Raw genomic sequence first — 26441 nt, forward strand, 5'->3', positions numbered from 1 at the left:
ACCTTATGGGGCAAATAAGGAAGGCGCGAAAATACTCTACCTCCCGCTATCTGCAAATGCTCGCCTTTCTTTTTACATTAAAATGACAATTAGAGTAGCTGTTTTGAATAGTTCGTATCAGCGACGCGCTATCGGCGCAACCCGAAGCCTTTGAAAAAGCACCGGATAATCACCTACGGAGGAAAATAATATCACAGCCCCTACGTCTATAGCAGCACTCTTATCTGTTTCCAATTTTTATTGATTTAACATTAGCCAAGATGAAATTAATCGAACTTGCAGTCGTTAAGAGAGGATTCCTCTTCTTTATCAAACAAAAACAAATCATTATGAAAACAGTCAGAAACATATTAGCAGCGGTCTTTATCCTCTTCGGAGCCGCCTCCTTTGCGCAAGGAAATCTCGAAGAGGTGATCTACCTAAAAGATGGCAGCATTTACCGAGGGGTGATTGTTGAAACCGTTCCACAGGTGAGTTATAAAATACAAATAGCCGGAGGCAGCATCATCAACATCAAGTTGGCTGATGTGATGAAGACTACGAAAGAAGAGCGCATAGAAAGAGACGAAATGTGGGGACCCGGTCGGATGGGTTTTGGCGAAGGTTTTCATGGAGGAATGGGAAGATTTCATTCCGGCTATGGCCATGATTCTACCCAAGTGCCGAGCTACATGAAAAAACGCGGTCGTTTCTTTATGGCCGAACTGAGAGGCGGTCCGGGTAATGGTAGTATCCGTCTCGTCCACGGCTTCAAAATGGGTCGCTTTGGTTTTCTGGGAATTGGTATAGGCGTTGACGGCGCTTCCTTCACCGAACGCCACATGTGGCGCAATGTTCTGGGCGACAACAACAGCCCTGTGAGCGATGGAATTTACCTTCCCCTCTATCTTCGCTATTCGGGCGATATCCTTCGCGCTCGCGTCACGCCCTTCTATTATGTAGAAGCCGGTTACGCAGCACACCCTACCGGCAAATTTATGTTCAACGACAACGCCAACCGTAGCTGGGGAGGCCCCGTTGGTGCTGTCGGTATCGGTTGCAAATTCAACAGCCGCCATCGCGTCAACTTCAACGTGAACGTGAATGCCAACTTCCGCAGCAATTATTTCCGCGAATCTTTTTTCAGAACTGACCAGTTTGGCAACACCGTCGAGGTGCACAACCGCCAATGGGACCGCATGTTGTTTGGTGCCTTGGGCTTTGGAATAGGGTTTTAAGGAAGGCTTATCTCCCCTCGGCAGAGTCCTTTTCTAATGATTTGGTTGGACAAGTGACAAGCCGGGGAGAAAGGCATGTGCAATTTCACGCAGAGGGCGCAGAATAGCTGGGAACACAGAGAAAACACAGTAAAAATGATTCAATACGCTGCATCTTTGCGCTCGCTGCGTGAAATTTTTTAATAATTAGCTTGGAAAAGAGACAAGCCGGGAGTATAACAAAAGGCAGCCAGAGAATCTCTCCCCTGCCTGCCTGCATTTCATTCAACATTCAGCACTCCCAATTCAGCACTCCACGCTATCCTATCTCCACCCGCTAATTGCCCGAAGGCGCATGCTTCTTCCGTACGGTCTTATATCTTATTACATTTTCACAAATAGTTTTCTGACCAGTGTAGTTGCGTCCCTTGCTTCTATAAAATAAATACCTGAAAACAGCGAACGGACATCCAGTCGGGCACTGAATCTTTGCTCCATAACTATCCGGCCGCTTGCGTCGAATATTTTTATCCATGCGGGTTCAAAATTTTCTGTTCTGATGAGCAAGGTATTGTTGACGGGATTGGGGCCAATGGTTAACAATTTACTTTCAGAATTATCAGGCAATCCATTTGGCCCGGCAACCGTATGTAAAGTTGTATTGGTGATGACCGGAGGATTGTGATCAAAATAGATAGCAGCGGTGTTGCGCAATTGTGTTCCAATACCCAATCCCGGCTTTGGATAGATGCTGAAGGCTACCCAGCCATGACTTTCCGATCCATTCATCTGCTCAAAAGGGAGCATTATTTTTGAAAACCTGAAATACAAGGAATCATCCTTTAAGCGCACATCGCAATTATGACTCGAACCTATGAACCGGAAGGTCTGCAAGTCTAGATTCTTATCCAGTTCATCACTTAAAACAACATTGACGGCATAATCCGTTCCTGTGTTTTGGAAATTGATGACATACTTCAACTCCTGATTGTTTTGAATTAACCCGTCGGCACCTCTTCCTGCCTCTTGCGATAATTTATTGTTGGGGTCATAGGAGGCCACTACTATCTGGTGACATCGAGAGGTGTCGTTGGCTGGATTAGCGTCCGCGCCAATCATTAATTCAATAGATGCGGTGTTATAGATATCCTGATTGATAGTTGCCCCGGGGGATAAATCATATTCCGCGTCAAAAAGAACTTGTTCAAATCCGTAAAGCTTATCTAACCATGATGTAGTATGAGTGAATGGATTGTTCGCAGAAAACAAAGTGTTATTATAGGGAATGAAATCCATAGAATTATCCGAAACGATATTTCCCTGTATATAGGCAAGATGATGCGACAGGTTGCTGATAAAAAGTTTGTAGGTTGAAGCCCGCGTCGGACTCACAGCGCTGGTAGGAATTAATTCGATGGACACATCCTCCGATGAAGAATCAATACCAATCCCGAAATTATTCTTCGTCGAACTGCTGCCTGGCGTACTTAACGAAACAGGAATGGAAGAGGGGGAAACCGGTAAGCTGGCATAAAGTCCTCCCGGAGCCTTGGTTACAGTGTAGTTACCGGTCGGCAGCAACATCGTGTAGCTTCCGCTTTTTGCCGTAATGACAGACTGATTTCCGGCCTTCACTATTTCATTTCCCAAATAAGCTTCAAAACTATTATCCCTGATTCCGTTTTGATTAAAGTCTGCAAACACAGCCCCCGATAGCTTGGACATGTTGGTCACAATTCCAAAATCAAAACCACATTGCCTCATACCGGGTGTGGGAAATATATGAGTATATGACGCTATATTGAAGGGGAGCGTGTAGTATGGATTCACTCCGTAATCCAGACTTATATATAGGTAGCTGTCAAAAGGCACTATTGCTGAAAAGTATCCCAAAGAGTCGGTGCTGACATGCAATGTTGTATTGCCGGTTTCATACAAAATATCGCCGTCCACAATAGGCGGCTCACCAGCATCTTGGATTCCATTGATGTTTGCATCGAAAAACACATGTCCGCAAATTGTATCATTCCATTCGGTGGCAAGAACGACTTGGCAAACCGTATCGCTACACAAACTGTTGGTATCGGTGGCAATCACACATACGTTGTAGTAACCCTGTCTTTGGTAGGCATGTATCGGGTGGTTGCCGTCGCCTTTGGTTCCGTCGCCGAAAATCCAATTATACCGGATGGGTAAATTAGAGCCTGATGAATAGGCGGAAAGCTCTAGTGTTTTTGACGATGAAGGATAGTTCTGGAAACTAGCGCTTACATTACACTCCACCACCACGGTGTCGCACATGCCGTAGGTGCTGCATCCGGGCATCGTCACCTGAAAACACGCCACATATACTCCCAGCGAATCATATTGGTGGGCGACGTTCGTGCCTACTGAACTGGTGTCGCCATCGCCAAAATTCCACCACAAGGAAACCGGTGGTGTGGCATAACGGTATAAATTGCTCGTATTGAACCGGACACCCAGATAAGAATCGGAGTAGAAATTAAACTTGCCCATTTCCGCGCTACAGGTGTCCATGTTAACGGTTCGGTATGACATAACGGTGCAACCGGTCACGGTGTCGGTGTTATAGAGTTTGACTAGGTATGGTCCGTAGGTGGCGTAGTGGTGCAAGATGTTGGGAGTTGTGGAGGTAGCCCCGTCGCCAAAATCCCACAAGCAATTTGTGAAATTATTGCTCACCGTATTATAAAAAGTGAGCGTGGAAGCATTGAAAAATGGCTGTTTTGATGAAAATGTGGCGGAAACAGTGCAAGGATTCGACTGACTAATAAGTACATCCTCGCAGGTGGAATCCGCACAGCCCCGCACCGTATCAGTATAGACCAAACAAGCATTAAAATATCCATAGGTAGGATACCGATGAACGGGGGAGGCCACACCTGCTTGAGTGGTTCCATCGCCAAATTTCCATAAGATGGTGACACCGGTATAGTTGGGAAGATTACTCGAAAGACGCACCGTGAAGGTATCCAACTTGGTGTATGACGCGTAGTATGAAGGAAAGCATGTCGCTGATGGGGGATTGATCACCACCTGCACCGGTAGGCATAGGCTATCCACACAAATGGTCTGCCCCAGCGAATCCTGTATGCTGATTTTGTGACAAATATTCTGCAGGCCCGAGGAAGAAAAATTATAGTCAAAAGAAGGCGAACTGGATATCACCGACGAACCTCTTTTCCAGGTATGAAAGTAAGTGTAGTTGCCTTGTTGAATCTGGTCAGCAACGAAATGGTAGGTGCTGTTATTGCTCGTGCTGTAAAAGAAACCTGGGTCGCATTGCGAAAATGAACAGGTAGTACAGCCGATACTTAAAAGTGCAACCAGAACCGGAACAAGGAGAGAGCGGATACTTTTTTTCATGTGCTTTATTTTAGTTGACCAAAGCTACCACGCGTTGTGGTATTAACCCAAAAGTTTTGTCATAATACTGTCATTTTTCATAAAACAGCCTGAAATTTTACACCAAAATGACAAACGGAACAGAATACTAATTCCAAAGCGACCGGAAAAACTTTATGCCATCGGCATGGCGCCGCCTCATGCTTTCTAATCGCTTGCGAACTTCTGCAAGCTCCTCCTGCGATTCATCGTTACAGTGATGCATCTTTTTTATTGAATTTTTTAAAGACTTGCACCGTGGGTGCAGTTTTTTCGAGTTTCTCAACCGCCGTGTTAAACTGCTTATTAAATCTGGCTATCTTTTTGAATGACTCCTCATTCATTTTCTCAATCTCCATAGGGGATATATTGTATTTATCCTTTTTCTTTTTCACTTCTTCATCTTCCAGACTATCTGAAAGGAGCTTTCTGTTTGAAGGAGTCATGTTTATAATGAATTTCTCTTTTTTTGAGGACAAGGTGAGCAGTATATTTTTTAAATCCTCATGTACTCTTTGCAATAAATCTGTGGATTCCAGTGATAGTTTTCCGGCTTCATTGCAAATGTTACTCTGCTCTTCGCATAGTTGATTAACATGTTGCTGAATACTCTCGATACCTTTATCCTTTTCGCTCATAGTTCATAGCATACTATGTTTAAAAATAAGAAAAATGTATGAAACACAATTCCGGAATCATGAGTATCTCGGAAATAATACCGAATCAGATTTACCCTATCTCCACCCGCTAATTGCCCGAAGGCGCTTCTTCGTTTTTCACCAGCAGCAAAACATCGGAGGGCTGAGGCCCAGATCGGCGGCGGTGGTCACTATTTCTATTCCCGAGGCCACATCAATATAGGTGACATCGGGTGCCGAAGTCGGAATATGAACCGCGCCGCCATCCATACCCGTGCGCGAATAATCACTTGTTTCATCGGTCGTCCCAAATATTTGTTGCACTGCCAACTCAGGTTTCGAATATGCTTGTGGAACACATTGTTCGCTAAGTAGTCCACCGTCAGCCAAGGTTTGTCGAGGTCTTTAGCGAAAGATTCTTTCAGTTTTTGGATGAATTCTTTACGAAGTGTGTCCATAAAGTTTGGTTTATGTTATTCCAAATGTCAAGATTTTAGATGAATTATGCAATACCGAGCCTTTTTTACACAAAAACGCCTCCGTTTGAGCCAGTGCAAATCCGAATAGCGTTAACTCAACCGAAATTAGCTCTAATCAGCGGCTGATTAGCGCTAATTCTTGGCCAATTGAGGCTAATTCTCCTCCGATTAGCGCTAACCAGAAGAAAAGTGACGCTAATTTCTTTCCGATTAAAGCTAACTCATGGCCGATTAGCGCTAATTCTCCTCCCATTAGCGCTAATCGAAACAATAGTGACGCTAATTTCGTTTCGATTGACGCTAATTTTCTGCCGACTAAGGCTAATTTGGTTTGGATTAAGCTTAATGCAGCTTGAACCGCGCTTGGTTTCAGATAAACCGCGCTTGATTGAAGATAAACCGCGCGGCATTTGGAAAAAAGCAAGCTTGTTTTATTTGACTTTCCGCGCACTCAAATCAATTTCTCGTTTATCTTTACTTATATGAAGCGTATATTTCTTCTGGTTCTCCGTTCTTGGGTCGGGATGGAACAACTTATTATTTTAGCAAAAGCGATTTAAGGATTACTTTTATTCAAGGAAAACAAACATACGCCTCATGAAGATGAAACACTCGCTACTCGCCACATTCATTTTATACGGGATGTTCAGTATGGCTCAAGCGCCGCAGTTGATGAACTATCAGGCCGTGGTTCGAAGCGCTTCGGGTGTTCCGGTGGCAGAGGGCACCTCCGTTGGTCTTGAATTCATCATTCATGATTTAAGCCCTGCGGGAACGATAGTTTTTTCTGAGTTACTGAATACAACCGCCACTAAGTACGGGCAAATTGATGTACAGATAGGAAGCGGTGGAGGCAATCTCGCCATTATCAACTGGGGAAACGGGAAGAAATATCTGCAAGTCAAAGCCAAGATAGATAACGGTGCAGCGATAGATATGGGCACGGAGCAATTAATCAGTGTGCCTTATGCGCTGTTTGCGGGCGGCAGTTCCATAGGCCCCGAAGGCGTGACGGGCCCCGGCGGCCCGGTTGGTTCGGTCGGAATAACCGGCGCAACGGGCGGCACGGGCTTGGGTGTGACGGGCGCAACGGGCGCGACCGGAGCAATGGGTTCGGGATCATCAGCCAGTGTCACGGGTCCAACAGGCGCCACAGGGCCAACGGGTGCCAATGCAGCCGACTGGAATATGACGACTTCGACCTTTGATACGACGGGTGCTTTTTCATTAAATACTGATATCCCTTCTTCAATCACTTCTTTGAATGCCGCATGGAGAACCAAAGGAAATTCAGGGACTTTGGCAGCGCAGAACTTTATTGGCACGACCGATAATCAGGCGCTATTGGTTAAAACAAATGGTTCTTTGGCTACCAACGAGCGGATGAGATTTACTCCCACACCCCAGATAGTGGTGAACGGAACTGCTCCATACAACCGTTCGGTCATGACGGTGTATGGTGGAAGTTATCCGGGAGCGACAAACACCGCAGCCGGTACCACTAGAATTCCGGTGGTGGCAAGAAATTCAGATGGCAATTCTACCATCTATGGAGCAAACATCGGTAACGGTAAAGGGCTTTTTGGCGATAATGTGGGGAGCGGAGATGGTGTCAGAGGTTTTGCCGCCCGAAATATCGGAGTCTATGGTCTGTGTACGAAATTGAATGGCACCACTCCTCCCGGTGTACTGGGATGGGGCAGAGGCGCCACTTATGGCACCGGTATGGTGGGTGTGGGCAATAATCTTCCAGCCTATTATTTGAATCCGACCGGCAGCGGCGGGGCGATGGTAGGAAAGGTCTTTGGTTCTTATGCAATGGCCTATACCGGGAACGCAGGGAACATCACCGCCGGTGGTTTGTTTATAGATACGATTGCCGGAGTTAAGTATTCGAGCTTTGTAGCCACCTACCAGAACTTTACCAATTACAAAATATTAGGCACCGGTGGCGTTTCCACCATTGTTCGTGATTTGGAAGAAAAACCGGTGGTGATGTATGTTCCCGAAGCGCCGGAGGTTTTGTTTCAGGACTATGGAAGCGGTGTTTTGAGTCATGGATATGCAGTCGTAAAACTCGATCCGGTGTTTGTGAAGAATATAAGGGTGGATGATGCGCATCCGCTTCGAGTCTTCGTGCGCGCTGAAGGAGCATCGGAAAGCCTGTATGTTTTAAATAAAACTTCGGAAGGCTTTGAAGTGAAGGAGATGAAAAACGGACAGTCGGCGGCGGCCTTTGTCTATCAGGTAGTGGCTACCAGAGCGAATGATAAGAAAAACGGAGTGGTGGTGTCGGAATATGAGCACTTGCGTTTCCCTCCATACTTAGCGAAGGAATCGCTCATGCAAGGACTGCCCGCAGATGGAGTGAACTCAATTAAATAATCAAAGAATAAACAAGCGATTGCCGAAAAGCTTTAGAAAGAGTAGGCCATAAAAAAATAGAATCCAAAATGAAAAGTATTCTGCTCGTTCTCGGTGCTTTCGTGTCTCTTTATAGTTTAGGGCAAGCGCCCCAATTGATGAACTATCAGGCGGTGGTTCGAGATGCCTCGGGTAAATCGGCTACCAGTGGCACCCCGGTAGCCCTAGAGTTCTCCATTCATAATACCAGCCCTACCGGAACGGTGGTTTATACGGAAACAATCAACACCACTGCCAATCAATTTGGATTGGTGAATGTAGAAATAGGAAGCGTTGCCAACCTCGCGACAGTGGATTGGGCCAACGGCAAAAAATATCTACAGGTGAAAGCGAATGTCAATAACGGAGGCCTGACGGATATGGGTACTACCCAATTGGTCAGTGTGCCTTATGCTTTATATGCAGCGAATAACCTTCAAGGCCCTCCGGGTCCCACCGGCCCTCCGGGACCTTCCGGTGCTATCGGTGCCACCGGCGCTATGGGGCCAACAGGTGTCGGGCCTACCGGAGCTACCGGAGCCACGGGGCCTACGGGTACCGGCTCGGGCGGCGGTGCCACTGGGCCAACCGGGCCAACCGGCGTAACAGGTGCTTCGGGCCCAAGCTGGACGATTACCTCTTCGTCATTTAATCCTACCGGAACGTTGGCTGTCAATACCAGTATTCCCTCTACCATTACTACGAGCAATGCTGCCTGGATAACCACCGGGAATAGTGCTACCACCGCCGGAACTAATTTCATCGGCACCACCGACAACAATCCATTGGTTGTAAAAACCAACGGTGCGGCTGCCAATAATGAAAGAATGAGATTTCTTGCTACTCCTCAAATTGTTATCAATGGAACAACTCCTGACCCCGGCGCGCTGATGACGATATATGGCGGCAGTGCAGCAGGGTCTATCAATTCTGTTTTAGGGCAAACCGAAGTCCCTTTGTCCGCGTTGAACGCGGATACCAATGCAGCGATTTATGGATTGAACACGAGTTCTGGTCCCGGTATCGTAGGCGATAACACTGGCCTCGGCGCCGGTATTCAGGGACATAGCACGGCTGGTTTTGGTGTGGTAGGAAGAACTTCCAATACGGCACCAGCCGCTCCACCGGGAGTTTTAGGTTGGGGACAGAGTACGAATAACGGTACCGGTGTGGTGGGACTTGGCAACGGCCTCGGAACCTATTTTGTTTATACTTATGGTTCGGGTGGTGCATTTACAGCAAAGAATATCGGCCTATTTGCTCTAGCTCAAAATGGAAACATTGGAGACATCACGGCAGGCGGCTATTTCCGCGATTCTCTGAACGCCTTTAATGATTACACGGCCTATGTGGCCAGCTATCAGGGTGGAGTCAATTATAAAATCATTGGAACCGGCACGGTGTCTACCATTGTTCCGGATATGAATGAACAACCGGTGATCATGTTTGCCCCTGAGTCTCCAGAAGTTCTATTTCAGGACTATGGAGAAGCTAATCTGGTCAATGGAGCTGCTGCGGTCAGTTTAGATCCCATATTTGCTAAAAATATAAAGGTGGATGAAAAGCATCCATTCCGTGTTATCATTCAGCCGGAAGGAGAGTGTGGCAATCTTTATGTGACCAACAAATCAGCTACCGGATTTGAAGTAAAAGAAATGGGCAACAGCCAATCGAATATAAAATTCACTTATCAGGTAATTGCCAGCCGCGCTAACGACAGAAAGAATGGTGTGGTGGTTTCAAACTATGAAAGTCAGCGATTCCCGCGCTTCCTAGGAGAAGGTAAGTCTGCGCATGCTGTGCCATTAAAGTAGGCTGATACATCTCTATCTATCGGGACTTCCGTTATGCGTCCTAAGCATTGAGGAAACAATCTATGCCCGGTTGGGGTTTGTACAAATAAAAAAACTCCGAGCAGAGCTGCTCGGAAGTTTTTTTGGACACACAAATTAAGGAGAGACTCTTTTGATTGGCCGTAGGCTCAATCTACATTATCATGTAAGAACGAATTGTTCTTTTTATTTCTGGTCGGTTGACTTCGTTATCGCTCACACTATACCGCGACACATCGTTTTGAGTAGAGAAACTCTTATCTGAATCAAACTCTAACCCTCTTCTTTTGTAAGCCGGTTCTTTTTCTAATTCTGTATGATTGTTCTTGTTTCCAAAACGATAGCTAAGATCAGCGAGGATTTTCTTTCTATCTTCTACTTGTGTATTTGAACCGTTTTGTCCATTAGAAGCGGTAAATTCTGGCTCGTACACTTTTCTGGTGAACATGCTGACTTCCTCTACCTTCTTTTCTACTACGGGCAGAATCACTTCTTCGATTTCCTCCTGTTCTGCTTCGATGGATTCTTGTTCTTCCTCTGCGATCTCTTCAGAAATAAGTTGCTCGTCGCGGGTAACGTCAAACTCAACCATGTAATCAGGTTGTTCTACGGACAATTCATCTTCAGTATCTTGCGCAGAGAACAGGGAGTAGGGTTGATCGTCTTCGAGCGTAAATGAAAACATAGGAGCTACCTCCGGCTCATCCGAAACAACTTTGGTTACCACAGGTGTTTCTAAATTAAATTCTACTTCTTCAGTGGCTCTTTCTTCCAAAGCCACCTTGTCTTCTAATATATGAACCTTCACTATTTTCTGCTCTACAAAGCCGGGTATCGCTTTCCACCTTGAAAACCGGTAGCTATCAGTGTAACCGATAATTTATCTCCCATAGAAGGGTCATCACAAGTACCAAAAATAATATCGGTGCTTCCGGCGGCTTCTTGTACATATTCCATCACCGCTCCGATTTCATCCATCGTCACCTGCATCACGCCGGTGGTGATATTCACCAGAACCTTTTGCGCTCCTCTGATTTCATTATCATTCAACAAAGGTGAGTTTAAAGCTCCCTGCGCAGCACGAATAGCGCGGTCCTCCCCTTCTGCTGTGGCGCTACCCATAATCGCCGAACCTCCGTTCTTCATCACGGTTTGCACGTCGGCGAAGTCCACGTTCATTTCGCCGGGCATCGTGATAATCTCAGAAATAGATTTAGCTGCGGTGGTCAATATATTGTTTGCATGACCGAACGCCTCTGAACGCTTCAAGTTGCCATACATTTCGCGAATCTTGTCGTTATTGATGATTAAAAGTGTATCAACATTTTCTTTTAATTTTCCAATTCCGTCGGTAGCATGGTTGTAACGCATTTTGCCTTCAAACCAAAATGGTGTAGTGACAATGCCAACCGTCAGCACGCCCATTTCGCGAGCTATTCTGGCAACGACCGGTGCGGCTCCTGTTCCGGTTCCACCGCCCATTCCCGCAGTAACGAAAACCATCTTGGTGTTTTTGGATAACAGTTCTCTAATGGCATCAATAGATTCTTCCGCAGCTTTTTCGCCTACTTCAGGTCTTGCTCCAGCGCCTAATCCCTGTGTGGAATTGGGTCCCAATTGAATTTTATTAGGTACGCGGCTCATATCTAATGCCTGCGCGTCGGTATTCAACACGACAAAGTTAACGCCAACAATGCCTTGGTCAAACATGTGATTGACCGCATTGCTTCCTCCACCTCCTACTCCAAATACTTTAATAATAGATGATTGTTCTTTTGGCAAGTCAAATTGAAATAATGGTTCCATAATTTTTTTTTGTGTTGGTTAAATATTTATACTTTATCTTTCGAAATCTCCGTTTACGTTTTCATCTTCAAACCAGTTCTTCACCGAAGAAATCATCTGCTGTAACAGATTTGCTCCTTTTTTCTTCGGAGGAACTACTGGGCCGACTTCCTCCATCTCTTGCTCGACTTCCACAGGGGTTTTCGTTGGTGTACTGTCCGCCTGTTTGATAACTGGCTCTTGCCTTGGATTGAACAAGAGTGATTTTTCAAGTTCTGTCATATCCTCCAGTTCATCATATCCTTTCAACACCAATCCAATACCGGTGGCATACATGGGATTGCTCAGGTCGGCTTTGTTGTTCTTGGCAAGGTAAGAAGATGGGTAACCAATTCGGGCCGATAGTCCGGTAGAATATTCTACCAACTGTTTCAAGTGTTTTAATTGAGCGCCGCCACCGGTTATTACTATTCCTGCATTTAGAGAATTTACAAAGCCTGAACTTTTAATTTCAAAAAACACTTGGGCAAATATTTCTTCCATGCGGGCATTCACTATATGAGCCAGTGTGCGCATAGATATTTCTTTGGAATCTCTTCCGGCTATTCCGGGAACCGAGATGATTTCATTCTCATGGGTTTCGTTTGGTAAAGCACTTCCAAAAATCACTTTGAGCTTTTCGGCTTGTGGTCGCAACAGTTTGCATCCTTCTATGATGTCTTCGGTAATGATGTTTCCCGCAAAAGGTATTACCGCAGTATGGCGAATGATTCCGTCTTTAAAGATGGCCACGTCTGTAGTGCCCCCTCCAATATCCACCAGAACTACTCCTGCTTCCATTTCATCGGCATGAAGCACGGCAGCGGAAGAAGCTAATGGTTCTAATATCAAGCCAAGCATTTGTAAGCCAGCGCGCTCTACACACTTCTTTATATTCTGAGCCGCAGCTACTTTCCCCGTTATGATATGGAAGTTGGCCTCCAGTCTGCTGCCACACATGCCCACCGGATCTTTTATAGCATGTGAATTATCTACCGTAAATTCTTGTGGTAATACATGAATGATTCGCTCACCGGGATCCAAAGCCAGCCGGTGCATATCTTCGATCATCACTTTGATATTCTCCCGAGTAATTTCTTCTTCCGGTTTTGGCAAAGTACAAATACCTCGGTTCTGTTTGCTCGAAATGTGTTGCCCGGCAATACCTACATATACTACAGTGATTTTATGTCCCGATTGTTTTTCCGCTTCTTTAACGGCTTCCATAATGGCTTCGGTTGTCTGTTTGATATTGATAACCTCGCCTTTTGAAACACCTAATGATGGAGTTTTGCCCATCCCAAGGATTTTCAACTTTCCGAATTGATCACGTTGCGCAACAATCGCAGCGATTTTAGTAGTGCCAATATCTAGGCCTACTACAATTGGTTCCTCTTTTACCTTTTCTCCTGTCATGGGTTTGAATTTATAGTGTGCTTTTATTTTCTTGTTTTTCACAAACCACCTGATTTTTATATCTCAGGTCAATGCTTTTATAATTTGTCCAGCCTACTTTATTTAATCCTTCTTTATAGAAAATCTTCAATCGCTCTAATTTTTCAGCTATCTCGTTTTCCTGCACCAATCCAAAATGAATCAAGTGACTATCCGACTTAGGAATCAAATCAATTTCTCCTGTTTCTTTAACAATCAACTGATCAATCATCGCGTTCAGAAATTCATCTTTTCTTATCTGTTGTATCAAGCTATAAAGAGCGATTTGCACTATACTGTCGCGCTTCATATTTTCATGTGTTTCAACACTTCCTAACGCAACAGCAACATGCGGCGTAAAATTATCACTGAGTGGTATTCGTTCGTTCTTTTCGCTTAAATAATAGCTAACACCATCATTGTTGATTACCCGAAGGATAGGTCGTTTTTGATTTACTTCCACCAAAACTTCCTGAGATTGATTCAAATAAACTTCGGCCTTGTCCACAAAAGGATTTTTCTCCATCTCCACTTCCAACACCCTGAAATCAACCGCTGATAAAGGTTTGCCGATTATATTTCCACCGCTTAGATAATTGATGCGATCCTTTATTTCACGCTCATTCAAAAAAGAGATGCCCGAATCGTAATCAATTTTGACCTGTATATTCTTGCATACAAGTTCATCCTGTTTTTTAATAGCCGAGGTAAGCACCACCACAAACAACACCGCTGCCGACAACACGCCTGTTATAACCAACAATCTTTTAAGTATGAACTTGAACCTCTTCATAGTTGCGGAGCCAAATGTCTAATTATCCATCCACACTTTAACGAAGAGTTACTGACAGATATTGTGGACTTGTTGATTTGTGGATAGAGAGAAAGACAGGAAGGCAACCTTCTATACTTCCATAGTTGGCATAGACAGATCCAATACAGAAGTAAGTTGGGGATATAAAAACGTTAAGTTAGACCGGGTTTACTTTTCAGGACTTACTAAAAAAGACCTTGCCTTCGGACGCTGGAGGTTTTTAAACGAAGAAGAGGTTCGGATACTGAGGCATTTTGTGTAGCGGTTTAAAATTGACTTCTCCCACCTCACTCTTTCACAAACTTCCTCACCACTCGCTGCTTTTCATCTTGCAAAACCAGAAAATAAACTCCAGTGATCAAATCAGGCATATCCATAGCAATTATATTTTTGCCGGAGTGAGTGCTCATCAGATTTTGCCGCCAGCACAACCTGCCCATTACGTCGAATATAGAAATGTTCACCTGAGTTGGATACTCTGCTATAATTTCTATTGTATGATTCCCAATCAATAAAACACGCAGGGCTTCATTATCTCTTTTTTCTATTCTAGTGATTGGTGAAACCACAAAAAAGGTATCTAAGGTATCACTAAAGGCGATATTAAAACAGGTGTCTATAGGGGAGAATACAAAATTTCTAATGATAAATGTTTCATAAAAACCAGCAGATAGCTTACCTAATCGTACTGTATCAAAAACATAGGACTCTGTTTGAGAAAGACCAGGCTTCCAATAGCAACCTTCGTAAAGGATTGTATCATTTTGCACCGATAAATCACTTTTTTGCTTCCTAGCTCCGTACCATGGAAAACCAAGAACAAAGGATATTTCAACAGAGTCATTAACCGTTGGCGTGGAAGGAGTGATTTTAAAATCACTCAATACTTGCCCCTGTATGCTATTTGATGCTAAAACAAAAATCAGACATAGTGCTATAATAATGGGTTTCATATAAAGAGATTTAAAGTTTTACAAAACGAAGACATTTCGTTTCTGTTGGAGTGGTCACTGAGATAAAATAAATACCAGAATGTAAATGTTTGGTTTCAATGGGAATTGTTGATGATGTTGAAATCATACCTGAATATACCTTCCCAATATAGCTTCCGCTAACATTACTTATTTGGATAGTACAATAGGTAGCTTCATTAAACTTCAAGAAAGTCATATCGCTGCCAGGGTTTGGATAAAGACTCCGCCATTGTTGATGTTTAGCTTTCCAATAATAAAGAAAAGAGCAAGCATCACCAACAACCCATTTAAACTTCTTGTTGGTGACGTTCGGTATCATTGATTCTTTTGTCCCGTCGGGCAATACCATTAAGTTAAGAATGTTCGACCGCGATGCGGTCGTATGTTTATAGAGAACGATATGCTATAAACATACGACTCCAAAGGAGTCGAACGCAATTGCAGATTGAATAATGGTGTTGACGGGAAGGAGATGGTCAGGGTTTTTTGCATGGGATTCTTCAGCTATAAGCTGAATGCTTGGTAGGGGTGTAGGCAGAGCCTACACCCAGGGTGGACTCCTTTGTAGGTTCTTTTGCTCCACTTATGTTCTGGAAGAAAAACCCCGCGGAGACAGAAATCAAGGGGTCTGGCTAATTAGTTTTGTATCGTGTTACATAATTGGCCGGCAGGAGGCGCGAAGAACGAAAAGCCGCGTTTCGGCGCATTTTAACACCATTTGAATTGGAATAGCAGTTTTTATAATTGGAAAAAATTTTTTTCCAATTATAAAAACTGTTTTTCCAGTTAAAAAAATTGTTTTTCTAATTAGAACAGCGGCTATTCTAACCATATCAGCCGCTGTTCTAATTATATCCTCCGCGTTTCTAACCATATCAACCTCTGTTCTAATAATATTCTCCGCGCTTCTAACCATACAAGCCGCTGTTCTAATTATATCCCCCACGTTTCTAACCATATAAGCCGCTGTTCTAATTATATCCTCCACGTTTCTAACCATATAAGCCGCTGTTCTAATTATATCCTCCGCGTTTCTAACCATATCAGCCGCTGTTCTAATGATATCCTCCGCGCTTCTAACCATACAAGCCGCGTTCTTAATCACAAGAGCCGCATTCCTAATCTAAAGAAAGGAGTGTTCGGGAGTATTGATCCATGTAAGCGCTACATCAACCACCTAAAGGGTTATATCGGTTACATGGCCGGCTGATTCACTCCGCAAAGCCTACGTTGAGAATGAGAAAATTTTGGAAGTGTATCATGCCCAACGAAGGAGGCATCTTGTATTGGCTGTTGCCGCGAACTGCGAACCGTTAACCGTTCCCCCTTCTACCTAATCAGCATCACACTACCTTTCCTAAACACCGCGCGGTCATTGCCAAACAAATTCAATTTGGCTATATAGGTATATACTTCCGGAGGGGCTGGTTTGCCACGGTAGTTTCCATCCCACGGGAACTTGCCGTCATGCACCTTCTCGCCAAACCGATTGAAAATTTGAAAGGACACCACCTCTACTCCACTTTGAGTCTGGATATAAAAGTTGTCATTATTTCCATCGTTGTTAGGGGTGAATGCGTTTGGTATAAAGAAGTTATTCGGATAGATAATTCTTATCAGCGATGAGTCACTTCCCATACATCCTCCTATATAAATTTTCAACCCATAGTATTGGTCGCTGAGAGGCGATACCCATGGAGTGGTGCAGTTTTGACAAGAGATGTTTATTGCCGGATACCAAGTGAAAGAATCCACCGATCCGGATGCCAGATTGATGTCGGTATAAAGCATCACGCTATCACCGTATAAAATAGTAGTATCAGGATAAACAGACAGGTTAGGTATCTGAGTGATAGAAACCGTTATTGCATTACTGGTGCCGGTGCAGCCATTTGCATCGGTGACCTGTACTGAATATTGACCGGGCTGGCTGACACGAATAGAAGGGGTGGTAGCGCCATTACTCCATTTGTAGGAAGCATAGCTCCCTGTCACAAATAAATCAACGCTCTGGCCAGTGCAAAGACTGGTGGGACCACTTGAATCAATATTTGGGGTAGGGTTTGCACCGGAATAGACATAAGCCGTATCTTGACGGAAACAGTTGGCATCGGTAGCTTTGACTACATAAAAGAAGGTATCTACTGTTCCGGCAGGAACCGTCACCAGCGGATTGGCCGCAGAAGTGCTATTCATATATGATTGAACAGTCGGATCGGAACCTGTCCATAAAATAGTGGAGCCGTTAGAGGTAGGATTGCCACCAAGGGTAATTAATCCACCTTCACAAAGACTAAATGGACCACCGGCATCAGCCGGAGGGGCGGGAACAACTGTAACATCCAAACTGTTCGTTACCCAAAATTCGTTACAGGCATCGTAAATAGTACAGATTGCTGCGATGCTCTTTTCCGGATAAGCAGTAATGTCTGGTGAATTGGAAATAGTAGTAACCACCGTATCATACTTCCATTCATATCTATAAGGCGGAACCCCACAGTTGGGATGTGCGGTGAAAATGACTGGCTGACCCGCACAAACCTGCGTTCTGTCCTGGGTGATATTTCCTTCCACCTTGCAAGCCTCTACGGTCATCTGCCAAAGGTTTCCGCGAGCGCAGAGATAGCCACAAGCATCTCCGCAGATGGAGTCCTGATTCCTCAATGTAAAATTCAATTCATAGTCAGGGCATTGTGGTTGAAGACATCCCAGATAATTAGGCACCAAACTATTGACTCGTATGGAACGCGCCGAAGGCACCAAGATTGAATCGGTAGTACAAGTTCCGGTATATGGAGGCGCTGCCGGATTACAGGACAACAAGCCGGTTGTAGTCTTACAGGTGTCGCTTAAAACCTCCATCGTTACCTGACTGAAGGTACAGAAAGGAGCCGTAAGCGGTGGAACTCCACAGGTATTATCATAGGTAAGTTGATATTCTAAATCTACAAACACGTTCGTCAACTTACTTTTGCCGGGAACCACCACCGGTTGAGAAGTAGGAGGACTATTGAACATTTTATATTCGCAAAAGGCAGGTTTAGTGCTGAAGCCCATATTCGCAGTGATACCACCGGCTGTAGAGCGGAAACTACCTAGTTTTGTAATTCCGGAAACCACGGGGTCAATAGTCAAGGGATATAAATTTTCCTTATCGTTCAGCCAATCAATGGGGATAAACATCTGCAAGGTGAATTCATTATTGGGTTCACGTAACAGTTTATATTTTCCATGCATTCCCCAGGCTTTTGCATCAATGAAAACCGGTTTTTCGTAAGTAATCAATGCTTCACCCGCTGGGTTAGTGATCGTATAGTTCCCCTTAAAATATTCTCCCCCATTCAGTCTTTCCCCGTCCGGAGATTCTATTATAGCATATCCAACAGGAAGAGTAAAGTGATCTTCAATCACCATCCACCCTTTGGAGATAGGAAGTGATAAAGGAGCCGGGATCACATAGTTTGCCTTTATTTCTCCGGTAGTGAAAATCAATTCCAGATTGACCCCCTGCCAAATATCTTTAACCTGAGCTCCCTCCTCTCCTACTGTATAACGGTCATATTTACCCGGCTCTGGTTTCGTGTAAGCATCGTTCTCATTATAAAAATACATGACCGGTTCCCGGTTGAACTCAAACTCAAATTCATCCACACGAAGAGAAGTGGATTTTTTGTTTACATCAAACTTGGTTGGTACCGGTTGGTTCTCAGCAGTATAAACTCCTTGCTGCGAAGTGGGGCGAAGACGCTTGTCAATAGTTCTCCAAATATCGTTTTCACTTCTCTTATAATGTAGTGGGAGAAAAGATTTTTGAGAAAATGTATGATTGGGTTTATCCGGGTTAATAAACTGTCTGGAATCTACCGTTCTTTCATCTATCAACTCTGCACAGGTAACACACTGCGCATTGAAAGGAAGTATCCCAAATTCGGGATGCTGTTGAGCCTCGGGAGATGATCTTTTAATGCTCTCTTCGGATATTATCTTCTCATCTTGGCGAAAGGATTGGAAGTTATGATTCTTCACTCGCATTTGCTGGGCAACCAAGGCCAAGGGGAACAGCAATACTATAAATACGTAAATGTTCTTTTTCATAAAGCGGACAAATATAAAAGTTTGAGCGGTTTGATAAACCAGCGACCGGAAAGACGGAGAATTACAGCAAAACGTTTGCTGCGGTGCAGAAAATTATCTTAAAACAAAGGTATTCAGCACCCGAAGCACATACTCCTTGAACTTCATAGCCTCCTCAGCTTCATAGGTGGAGTCGCGATATTGGAAGGTAATGTTTATCATATAAGCAGCTTTTCTCTTTTCAGAATAGGCCACCAAATAATAATTCGTAAAATTGGATGCCTTGGCTCGGCGATAATATCTGGTATGATAAAACGTAGCTGTTTCGCCACTGGCAATAACCAGCGAATCGCGGCTATAGTTAAAATTACCCGAGGTCACCCTATCAGGATAGGAAGTCATTTCTGTTAAAATATAATCTTCTGCCTGCCGGATATTGGCGCACTCAAACTTGCGAAGCGTCATGACTGCTGTAACAGGCGTATTATTATAAACTAAGGGAAGCGACACTTCTGAAAACTCATAGCGCTGGTCTTTGCTTCCGGCGTTCAGATAAGGCGTGTTGCGCCACCTTTCGGGAACATCCAGCGTAAACTCGGTAGTCTGTATTTTCTTGGTGGAACGAAATACCATCGTATCCAACTGTGCTGAAAGCAAAACCGGAAGCGATAAGAATAAAAAAAGCGTGTACTTGCACATAAATTCTACTGTGACAAAGATAGAACGAATCAGGGACAAATGCCTTCGTAGCCTGCCAAAAAAGGTCAAAACTTCTTCACAGAAAAAATTTGATTGTAGCATTCTCTATTACACGACCAATAAAAAAGGGCGACAACTTTCGCTATCGCCCGCGCTTCTTGCCGACTCTCTTTCGGTAGCCGACAAGATGGTTTGGCACCGTTGCAAATATAATCAAAGACTTTCTATTCCGTTCATTACACCAACCCCAAAGCCGCTCATCACCTTTTTTGTTATCTTTGCGCTCAAGATTCACAAACAATCCTTCCTCTGTCGGCTTTCGCCATTAAAAAATCATATTCACATTTCTCTCATCCATGCCTTTCGGGCTTTACCTGCTTTCATACGGGCTTTTTAAAAACAAATATTCATAAACATGACATTCGATAATTTACAACTCATTGAGCCTATTCTCCGGGCTTTAAAAACAGAAGGATACACTAAACCTACTCCTATTCAGGAAGAAGCGATTCCGGTAGTATTAAAAGGTAGAGACATTCTGGCCTGTGCCCAAACCGGTACCGGCAAGACTGCCGCTTTCGCCATCCCTATATTGCAATTGCTTCACGGAGCTCAGGCACACGAAAAGGGACCCAAAACTATCAAGGCTCTTATCCTCACTCCTACCCGCGAACTGGCGGTGCAGATTTCTGACAGCTTTCATTCCTACGGCAAGCATACCGGCTTGAAACATACGGTGGTCTATGGTGGCGTTTCGCAATTTGGACAAACCGAAGCGCTGAAACGCGGCGTGGATATCCTGATTGCCACACCGGGCCGTTTGCTCGATTTGATGAACCAGCGTTTCATTCACCTGCAACACATTAAAATGTTTGTATTGGATGAAGCCGACCGCATGCTCGACATGGGTTTCATCAACGATGTGAAAAAGGTGATTTCTAAATTGCCTAACAAAAGACAAACTCTTTTCTTCTCGGCCACCATGCCGCCGGTCATCTTGAAACTGGCAGACTCTATTTTGTTTGAACCGGTGAACGTAGAAATCACACCTCCTTCATCAACGGTGGACGCTATCAAGCAATCGCTCTATCAGGTATCTAAAAGCGATAAGCGCGACTTGTTACTTCACTTATTAAAGGACAAATCCATTGCCAGTGTGTTGGTATTTACCCGAACCAAACACGGAGCCGATAAAATTACCAGAGAACTGGTGAAGCAAGGCATTCAAGCCGCTGCTATTCACGGCAACAAATCGCAGAATGCTCGTCAAACAGCTTTGAATAATTTCAAGGCAGGCAAGCTGCGCGTGTTGGTAGCAACTGACATTGCCGCACGCGGCATTGACGTAGATAATCTTTCACACGTGATCAACTATGAACTGCCGAACGTGCCAGAAACTTATATACACCGGATCGGAAGAACCGGTCGTGCGGGGTTGAGCGGTATCGCCATTTCGTTTTGCGATGCAGAAGAGAGATCAGAATTGAAAGACATTCACAAACTCATTGGAAAAACTATTCCGCTTGTTGAGGAACACCCTTTCCCCATGCACTTCAGCGAATTCAATGTTAAAAAGGAAGCTCCGAAAAAGAATTTTAACCGGAGCAGTCATTCCAATTCCAACAAACCAAAATCTTCCGGTCCTTCTCAAAAAGGAGGCGGCACCAGTGGCGGCGGCGGCGGTGGAAAAAAATGGTGGAATAAAGGTTCGGCTAGTAAAAAGGGCTGATTCGATATATTTTTTAACATAGGTGAACGTTTATCTTTTTCATCTAACGGATATTTACATCAACTTTGTAGTTCATAAATGATGATGATGTTCAGAAAAACGCTGATTGTATGTTGCTTGACGGTTGCTGCGTGGAGCGCCTCGGCTTCGCAGCTCTTGCTGCCGATGGATGCCGCACAGACCAATCACCTGAAGGCTTATGGCATTGCTTTTTGGTCGCTGAAACAAACCATCACGGTGGATTGGCTATTGAATTATCGCGGTGGAAGTTTTGCTATTCCCTATAATAAGGCTATTGAAACCGAATGTAAAATTCGCGGGGTGAGTTATGAGGTGATTGCAGATGGCCAATACAACGCCATTCTTGCCGAAATCGCCGACCCCGAACAGAACATGGATGTGATGAAATTGGAGAAGCCACCCAAGGTGGCGGTCTATTCACCCAAGAATAAACTTCCCTGGGATGATGCCGTGACGATGGTCTTGACCTATGCCGAAATTCCTTACGATCTGGTTTATGATGATGATGTCTTGGACGGCAAATTGATGCTCTATGATTGGCTGCACCTGCACCACGAAGACTTCACCGGTCAATACGGAAAGTTCTATGCACAGTTCGCCAATGCCCCTTGGTATGTGGAGGATGTTCAATTGCAGGAAGCCACAGCCAAGCGTCGCGGCTTTGCCAAAGTATCGCAGTTGAAACTGGCCGTTGCCAACCAAATACGCACCTTTGTTTTTGGTGGTGGTTTTATGTTTGCCATGTGCAGCGCTACCGATTCTTATGACATTGCGCTGGCCGCAGCCGGTACCGACATTTGCGACGTGATGTTTGACCACGACCCACCAGACCCAAATGCACAGGACAAACTGGACTATTCACAGTGTTTCGCTTTTGAAAATTGGAAGTTGCACCCCAACCCCTATGAATATGAATACAGCGACATTGACGCGACTCAATATCGCATGGTGCAAAAAGATCTGGACTATTTCACCCTCTTCGATTTCAGCGCCAAGTGGGACCCGATTCCCACTATGCTTTGTCAGAATCACACCAAAACGGTGAAAGGCTTTATGGGACAGACCACGGCCTTCCGCAAACAGTTTATCAAAAGCAGTGTGTTGATTATGGGCCAAAACAAAGCAGCCAACGAAGCGCGTTATATTCATGGAGAATATGGCAAAGGGCTTTGGACTTGGTATGGCGGCCACGACCCGGAAGATTATCAGCACTTAGTCGGCGACCCGCCAACAAATCTCGATCTGCACCCTAACTCACCGGGCTATCGCTTGATTTTGAATAATGTACTTTTCCCTGCGGCGAGGAAGAAGAAGCAGAAGACGTAGGGAGGTTGGCGGTTCGCAGTTAGCTGTTGGACTAAGCTGACTCTGTTAGATATCTAATGTTGAATTTCCTCTAAAACAAAAACATCCCTTTCTTTCATATCAGCGAAACGGCTTGCTGTAAAATTCTTTCCCGAAGAGAGGGCTTGATGGCTGAGAATTCTACCAAATCTACTTTTCGTTTCAACTTCTTCGCCAGTGCCTGTTCCATGCGAAGCATGTCAAAAAGCGTAAACCCGCTCTCCGGTTCAATCAATATATCAATATCGCTGCTCGAATCCTCATCACCTCTACCAAATGAACCAAAAAGCGATGCTTGTTTCAATGGATATTGCTTTAGCAAATTGATTAACTGCAATTGAAATTGCTTACTCATTATGCTGAAATAAGGAATAAAATCTGGTCATGGATAATTACTACCCCCACATTTCCGCTACAATCACTACCGGGCCCATTGGCCCTTTGTTGCGGCGGCCATGGGCCTGAACGCTGACAAAATATTTCTTTCCCGATTCCAGCCCATCTAATGTCAAACTAGATTTTGAGGAATGAAATTTGCGTAGAACAACTTTGGGCTGGTCAAAGTCATAAAGGAAAATAGTATACCATTTAGCTTTGGTAATCGGCGTCCATTTTAACTTCACCAAACCATATTGATTGATTTTGGTTTTGCGATAAATAAGAGGACGCTCAGTGATAGTGACTACCTTATTTCTGGTATTCAAATCATATCCACTACTCAAAATAATGTTTGGGTCACCCTTAGAAACACAGGTAATGTAGTGCGAAAGATTTGTAAAGTCCTTCGCCACTTGCTTATGGGCTGTGTTGCGCTTGCTAATCGAAATTTTACTGCCATCTTCTTTGCTCAAGGCCTCTCTTAACGATAGTACGGACAGCACCAGTGCATCCCTCGACGGAATGATTCCGGGGAAGTTTGGATTATTAGCCATTCGCTTCGAAACCTTATTGGCTTTGAAATACACCTCAATGGCATTCTTGTTTCTCAGGTCTGTTTTTGCAAAATAGTTCATATTCTACTTTGTACGATACCGGAATAAAAAAGGTTTCATCTACGATGAACTCTTTCTATTATAAGCCTGTCAGGATTCGTCATAAGCCATCAGAAAAGGATTAAAGAAATGACGAAAAGCATGATTATAATTCACAAATAGAAACACAAACTGGCGCAAGTTGTTTCGCTAATTGCAATATAGAAACACAGGTGGAAACAAACTATTGATACTATGCGGCGAAGTGTATTTCTAATGGCAAAATAGAAACACAAAAAATGGCAAGGCATATTTCTGATTTTAAATTAGAATCATAAGCTGACATAATGTGTGATTCTATTTCAACGAAAGAAACATAAGCAAGGGCAAGGTATCTTTCTATTTGCGAAATATAAACACAGGTAGCGGCAATCTGAGGACAGAAAGAAGCATCCGCAGAGGGAAAAGCGGGAATCCATCATTAAAACCGATGAATTTATGATAACAATGCCCCTAATAATTGCAATCTAGCTGTTTTCCAATCTGCCCCTCTCCCACTTCAACACATAAACACCTCAATGCATCCGCACATTCTATATTCAGCATTTAAGCATATATTTACATAAAGACACGATGTGAAGAGATGGATTAAGCTCTAAACAGATTAATCAATACCCAAGCACCGAAATTCTTTCGGTGCGAATGGCTTTGCCGGTTTGTAGGCGAAGCAGATAAATACCGGAAGGCAGGTTGCCAATGCTTAAAGGCAGTTGATGACTACCCGAAGGCAATTCACGATTCATTTGTGTAATCAATGTACCGTTGATATTGAAAAGTGAAATCGTGGCATCTGCCCTTTCAGCCATTTCCAGTTGAACGGTGATGGTACCATGAACCCGTAAAGGATTCGGGAATACTTTCATGCTGATGCCTGATTCCGTTTCATCTTCCAGTGAATTATAAAGGAAGGTCTGTATGGACGAACAGCCTTTGGCATCCGTCACTGTTACGGAGTAATTGCCATAAGGAACGTTGTTATTAAACTGCCCAATGAAACCATTGCTCCAGGCAAAAGTATAGGGAACGGTGCCTCCGGTGGGTAGTGCCAATATAGAATTGTTACCGGTGTTGAAGTGAACGTTGAAAGGCGGTGGCGCGACCACCGAGACGAGCTGTACGGTTTCAATCCCGTTATTATCTACCATAGTAACGAAATAATTTCCCCGGCTCAATCCATAGGCGATAGAGTCCTGCGTTCCGTCGGCCCATTGATAGGAAAATGGCGGAGTGCCGGAGGTAGGTGTGATGACCGCATAACCATCCATGCCATTGGCACAGCTCGGACTGTTGACCGTGACGGTTGCCCGGTTGATAGAGGTGTGAATGTTTTGATAGGGAGCCGTAGAGCCGCAGGTGTTTCCAAAAGAAATAGCTTTGACAAAAAAGCGGTATTTCTTATCGGCAGCCAATGCACCGGTAACAAAAACAGTATCTGTGATGATGGTGTCGCTCACCACCAATGAAGAGGAAGCACTTTGCAAACGCAGTTGATAAAACCAAGCATTGTCCACCGCTTTCCATTTAAAAACCGTGTTGGCGCTGTTCACACTCACCTCGCCGTCCAAAGGATAAATCATCTCAACGGTTGATGGGGTGTTTAGGTTGGGAGGCACAGTATTCAAGAGATAGGAACGCTCGTTGGTTAGCACCCGATTCATTTCAGCAATTTGCATCGGACTGAAACGACTGACACAGTAGTCTGAAAAATAACTCATAATCAATGTCGGGTCAATCACCGTTCGGTATAAATCGCCGTTCGGGTCTGTTTGATTCCCGATATATGGACAGGCTGTGCGGGCGTCTAAAAAATCGGCAGGGGTATCGCAGAACCGGTCGCCGGCAAAGGTGCAGTTGGAGCCGTTCACCAATTCAACGCCCAGTCCGGTTTCAAAGGTGTGCAACAAACCGAGATAGTGGCCCATCTCATGAGCAAAGGTGGTCTCTTTGGCCCCGAGGCATGATTTATTCAAAAACAATCCGCCGCCCGCGCTGCCGCTAGACCCCGGAAAGGTGGCAAAACCACAAAGCCCCGGCAGATTTCCGTTGATATATACATTGCAAACGTTCGACCGGTTGTATTTGCTGAAAGCATCCCAACCCAGCGAACCATCTTGATATTCCCACAGATTGGTATCGCTAATTGTGTCAATGCCTTGAATGAAAAATCCGATATCGAACTGATTGTATAGCGAATTCATTTCACAGTGTTCGGTGAAAATCTCTCTGAGACTTACTCCACCGGTGCCATCGGTTTTGGTAATAATGTGGTACCGGATGGGTATCCAGCGAATGGTTCCGCGGTTGGATAAATAGGATTGGTAATTGCTTCGGTCCTGAGCAGAATAGTCGCGCAGAAATCTTTCAGAAGGAGCAGAACCGCACCAACCGGATTGAGCAGACAATGTTGAAAACGAAAGTAATAGGCTAAAGATCAGAAAATTCTTCATGCAATAAAATTAGTTACCCACCAATAGTCAACAAAGATAATGAAAGGATTTCCATCAAAAAATAGATGCTGTTAAAAAGTCAAATCTGGATAAAGCG

The 26441-nt window shown here is 44.4% G+C and carries 22 protein-coding genes; 6 read left to right on the forward strand and 16 right to left on the reverse strand.

The genetic code is table 11. From position 1 onward, the window contains the following. Window positions 1-329 precede the first annotated feature (329 nt). Window positions 330-1217: a hypothetical protein gene (locus tag IPP77_00595; protein ID MBL0308235.1), complete on the forward strand. Its 888-nt coding sequence runs from the start codon at window positions 330-332 to the stop codon at window positions 1215-1217. Between the two features lie 363 nt (window positions 1218-1580). Here IPP77_00595 and IPP77_00600 read toward each other — a convergent pair whose 3' ends face one another. The 4 genes from IPP77_00600 to IPP77_00615 form a co-directional block, all read right to left on the reverse strand. After that, window positions 1581-4583, reverse strand: a complete 3003-nt coding sequence (locus tag IPP77_00600) for a PKD domain-containing protein (GenBank protein ID MBL0308236.1) — start codon at window positions 4581-4583, stop codon at window positions 1581-1583. 230 nt (window positions 4584-4813) lie between these two features. Further along, the gene (locus IPP77_00605) at window positions 4814-5239 is read right to left on the reverse strand and encodes a hypothetical protein (protein MBL0308237.1); all 426 of its coding nucleotides are present in this window, start codon (window positions 5237-5239) and stop codon (window positions 4814-4816) included. A 138-nt stretch (window positions 5240-5377) separates the two neighbouring features. Next, the gene (locus tag IPP77_00610; GenBank protein MBL0308238.1) at window positions 5378-5563 is read right to left on the reverse strand and encodes a hypothetical protein; all 186 of its coding nucleotides are present in this window, start codon (window positions 5561-5563) and stop codon (window positions 5378-5380) included. A 270-nt stretch (window positions 5564-5833) separates the two neighbouring features. Continuing rightward, window positions 5834-6169: a hypothetical protein gene (locus IPP77_00615; protein ID MBL0308239.1), complete on the reverse strand. Its 336-nt coding sequence runs from the start codon at window positions 6167-6169 to the stop codon at window positions 5834-5836. Between the two features lie 146 nt (window positions 6170-6315). Between IPP77_00615 and IPP77_00620 the strand changes: the two genes are divergently transcribed. Together IPP77_00620 and IPP77_00625 are read left to right on the forward strand one after the other, a co-directional pair. Next, window positions 6316-8103: a hypothetical protein gene (locus tag IPP77_00620; protein MBL0308240.1), complete on the forward strand. Its 1788-nt coding sequence runs from the start codon at window positions 6316-6318 to the stop codon at window positions 8101-8103. Window positions 8104-8171: 68 nt separating this feature from the next. Then, window positions 8172-9935, forward strand: coding sequence for a hypothetical protein (locus tag IPP77_00625; protein ID MBL0308241.1), 1764 nt, complete (start codon window positions 8172-8174; stop codon window positions 9933-9935). A 172-nt stretch (window positions 9936-10107) separates the two neighbouring features. On the opposite strand, the gene IPP77_00630 is transcribed toward IPP77_00625, so the two are convergent. From IPP77_00630 to IPP77_00670, 9 genes are all read right to left on the reverse strand, one after another. Continuing rightward, window positions 10108-10761, reverse strand: a complete 654-nt coding sequence (locus IPP77_00630) for a hypothetical protein (GenBank protein MBL0308242.1) — start codon at window positions 10759-10761, stop codon at window positions 10108-10110. Between the two features lie 11 nt (window positions 10762-10772). Next, window positions 10773-11759: a cell division protein FtsZ gene (gene ftsZ / locus IPP77_00635; protein ID MBL0308243.1), complete on the reverse strand. Its 987-nt coding sequence runs from the start codon at window positions 11757-11759 to the stop codon at window positions 10773-10775. 33 nt (window positions 11760-11792) lie between these two features. After that, window positions 11793-13193, reverse strand: coding sequence for a cell division protein FtsA (gene ftsA / locus IPP77_00640; GenBank protein MBL0308244.1), 1401 nt, complete (start codon window positions 13191-13193; stop codon window positions 11793-11795). A gap of 10 nt (window positions 13194-13203) precedes the next feature. Then, entirely contained in the window at window positions 13204-14004 is an 801-nt protein-coding gene (locus IPP77_00645) for a hypothetical protein (GenBank protein ID MBL0308245.1), read from the reverse strand. 308 nt (window positions 14005-14312) lie between these two features. Continuing rightward, window positions 14313-14978, reverse strand: a complete 666-nt coding sequence (locus IPP77_00650; GenBank protein ID MBL0308246.1) for a T9SS type A sorting domain-containing protein — start codon at window positions 14976-14978, stop codon at window positions 14313-14315. Window positions 14979-14988: 10 nt separating this feature from the next. Next, entirely contained in the window at window positions 14989-15318 is a 330-nt protein-coding gene (locus tag IPP77_00655) for a T9SS type A sorting domain-containing protein (GenBank protein ID MBL0308247.1), read from the reverse strand. Between the two features lie 333 nt (window positions 15319-15651). Beyond that, window positions 15652-16083: a hypothetical protein gene (locus IPP77_00660; protein ID MBL0308248.1), complete on the reverse strand. Its 432-nt coding sequence runs from the start codon at window positions 16081-16083 to the stop codon at window positions 15652-15654. A 245-nt stretch (window positions 16084-16328) separates the two neighbouring features. Continuing rightward, on the reverse strand, window positions 16329-19094 hold the full coding sequence (locus IPP77_00665) for a gliding motility-associated C-terminal domain-containing protein (protein ID MBL0308249.1): 2766 nt from the start codon (window positions 19092-19094) through the stop codon (window positions 16329-16331). A 93-nt stretch (window positions 19095-19187) separates the two neighbouring features. Further along, window positions 19188-19772, reverse strand: a complete 585-nt coding sequence (locus IPP77_00670; GenBank protein ID MBL0308250.1) for a hypothetical protein — start codon at window positions 19770-19772, stop codon at window positions 19188-19190. A gap of 10 nt (window positions 19773-19782) precedes the next feature. Between IPP77_00670 and IPP77_00675 the strand changes: the two genes are divergently transcribed. The 3 genes from IPP77_00675 (at window position 19783) to IPP77_00685 (ending at window position 22848) form a co-directional block, all read left to right on the forward strand. After that, on the forward strand, window positions 19783-20169 hold the full coding sequence (locus IPP77_00675; protein MBL0308251.1) for a hypothetical protein: 387 nt from the start codon (window positions 19783-19785) through the stop codon (window positions 20167-20169). An 18-nt stretch (window positions 20170-20187) separates the two neighbouring features. Continuing rightward, the gene (locus tag IPP77_00680) at window positions 20188-21501 is read left to right on the forward strand and encodes a DEAD/DEAH box helicase (GenBank protein ID MBL0308252.1); all 1314 of its coding nucleotides are present in this window, start codon (window positions 20188-20190) and stop codon (window positions 21499-21501) included. Window positions 21502-21588: 87 nt separating this feature from the next. After that, window positions 21589-22848, forward strand: a complete 1260-nt coding sequence (locus IPP77_00685) for an asparagine synthetase B (protein MBL0308253.1) — start codon at window positions 21589-21591, stop codon at window positions 22846-22848. Between the two features lie 94 nt (window positions 22849-22942). On the opposite strand, the gene IPP77_00690 is transcribed toward IPP77_00685, so the two are convergent. The 3 genes from IPP77_00690 to IPP77_00700 all read right to left on the reverse strand — a co-directional run bounded on the left by IPP77_00690 (window position 22943) and on the right by IPP77_00700 (window position 26344). Beyond that, on the reverse strand, window positions 22943-23221 hold the full coding sequence (locus IPP77_00690; protein MBL0308254.1) for a nucleotidyltransferase family protein: 279 nt from the start codon (window positions 23219-23221) through the stop codon (window positions 22943-22945). Between the two features lie 40 nt (window positions 23222-23261). Next, on the reverse strand, window positions 23262-23879 hold the full coding sequence (locus tag IPP77_00695) for a fibronectin type III domain-containing protein (GenBank protein MBL0308255.1): 618 nt from the start codon (window positions 23877-23879) through the stop codon (window positions 23262-23264). Window positions 23880-24505: 626 nt separating this feature from the next. After that, the gene (locus tag IPP77_00700; GenBank protein MBL0308256.1) at window positions 24506-26344 is read right to left on the reverse strand and encodes a T9SS type A sorting domain-containing protein; all 1839 of its coding nucleotides are present in this window, start codon (window positions 26342-26344) and stop codon (window positions 24506-24508) included. Between the last annotated feature and the right edge of the window lie 97 nt (window positions 26345-26441).

It is taken from the genome of Bacteroidota bacterium (assembly GCA_016722375.1).
Classification (GTDB): Bacteria; Bacteroidota; Bacteroidia; order Chitinophagales; family LD1; genus Bog-950.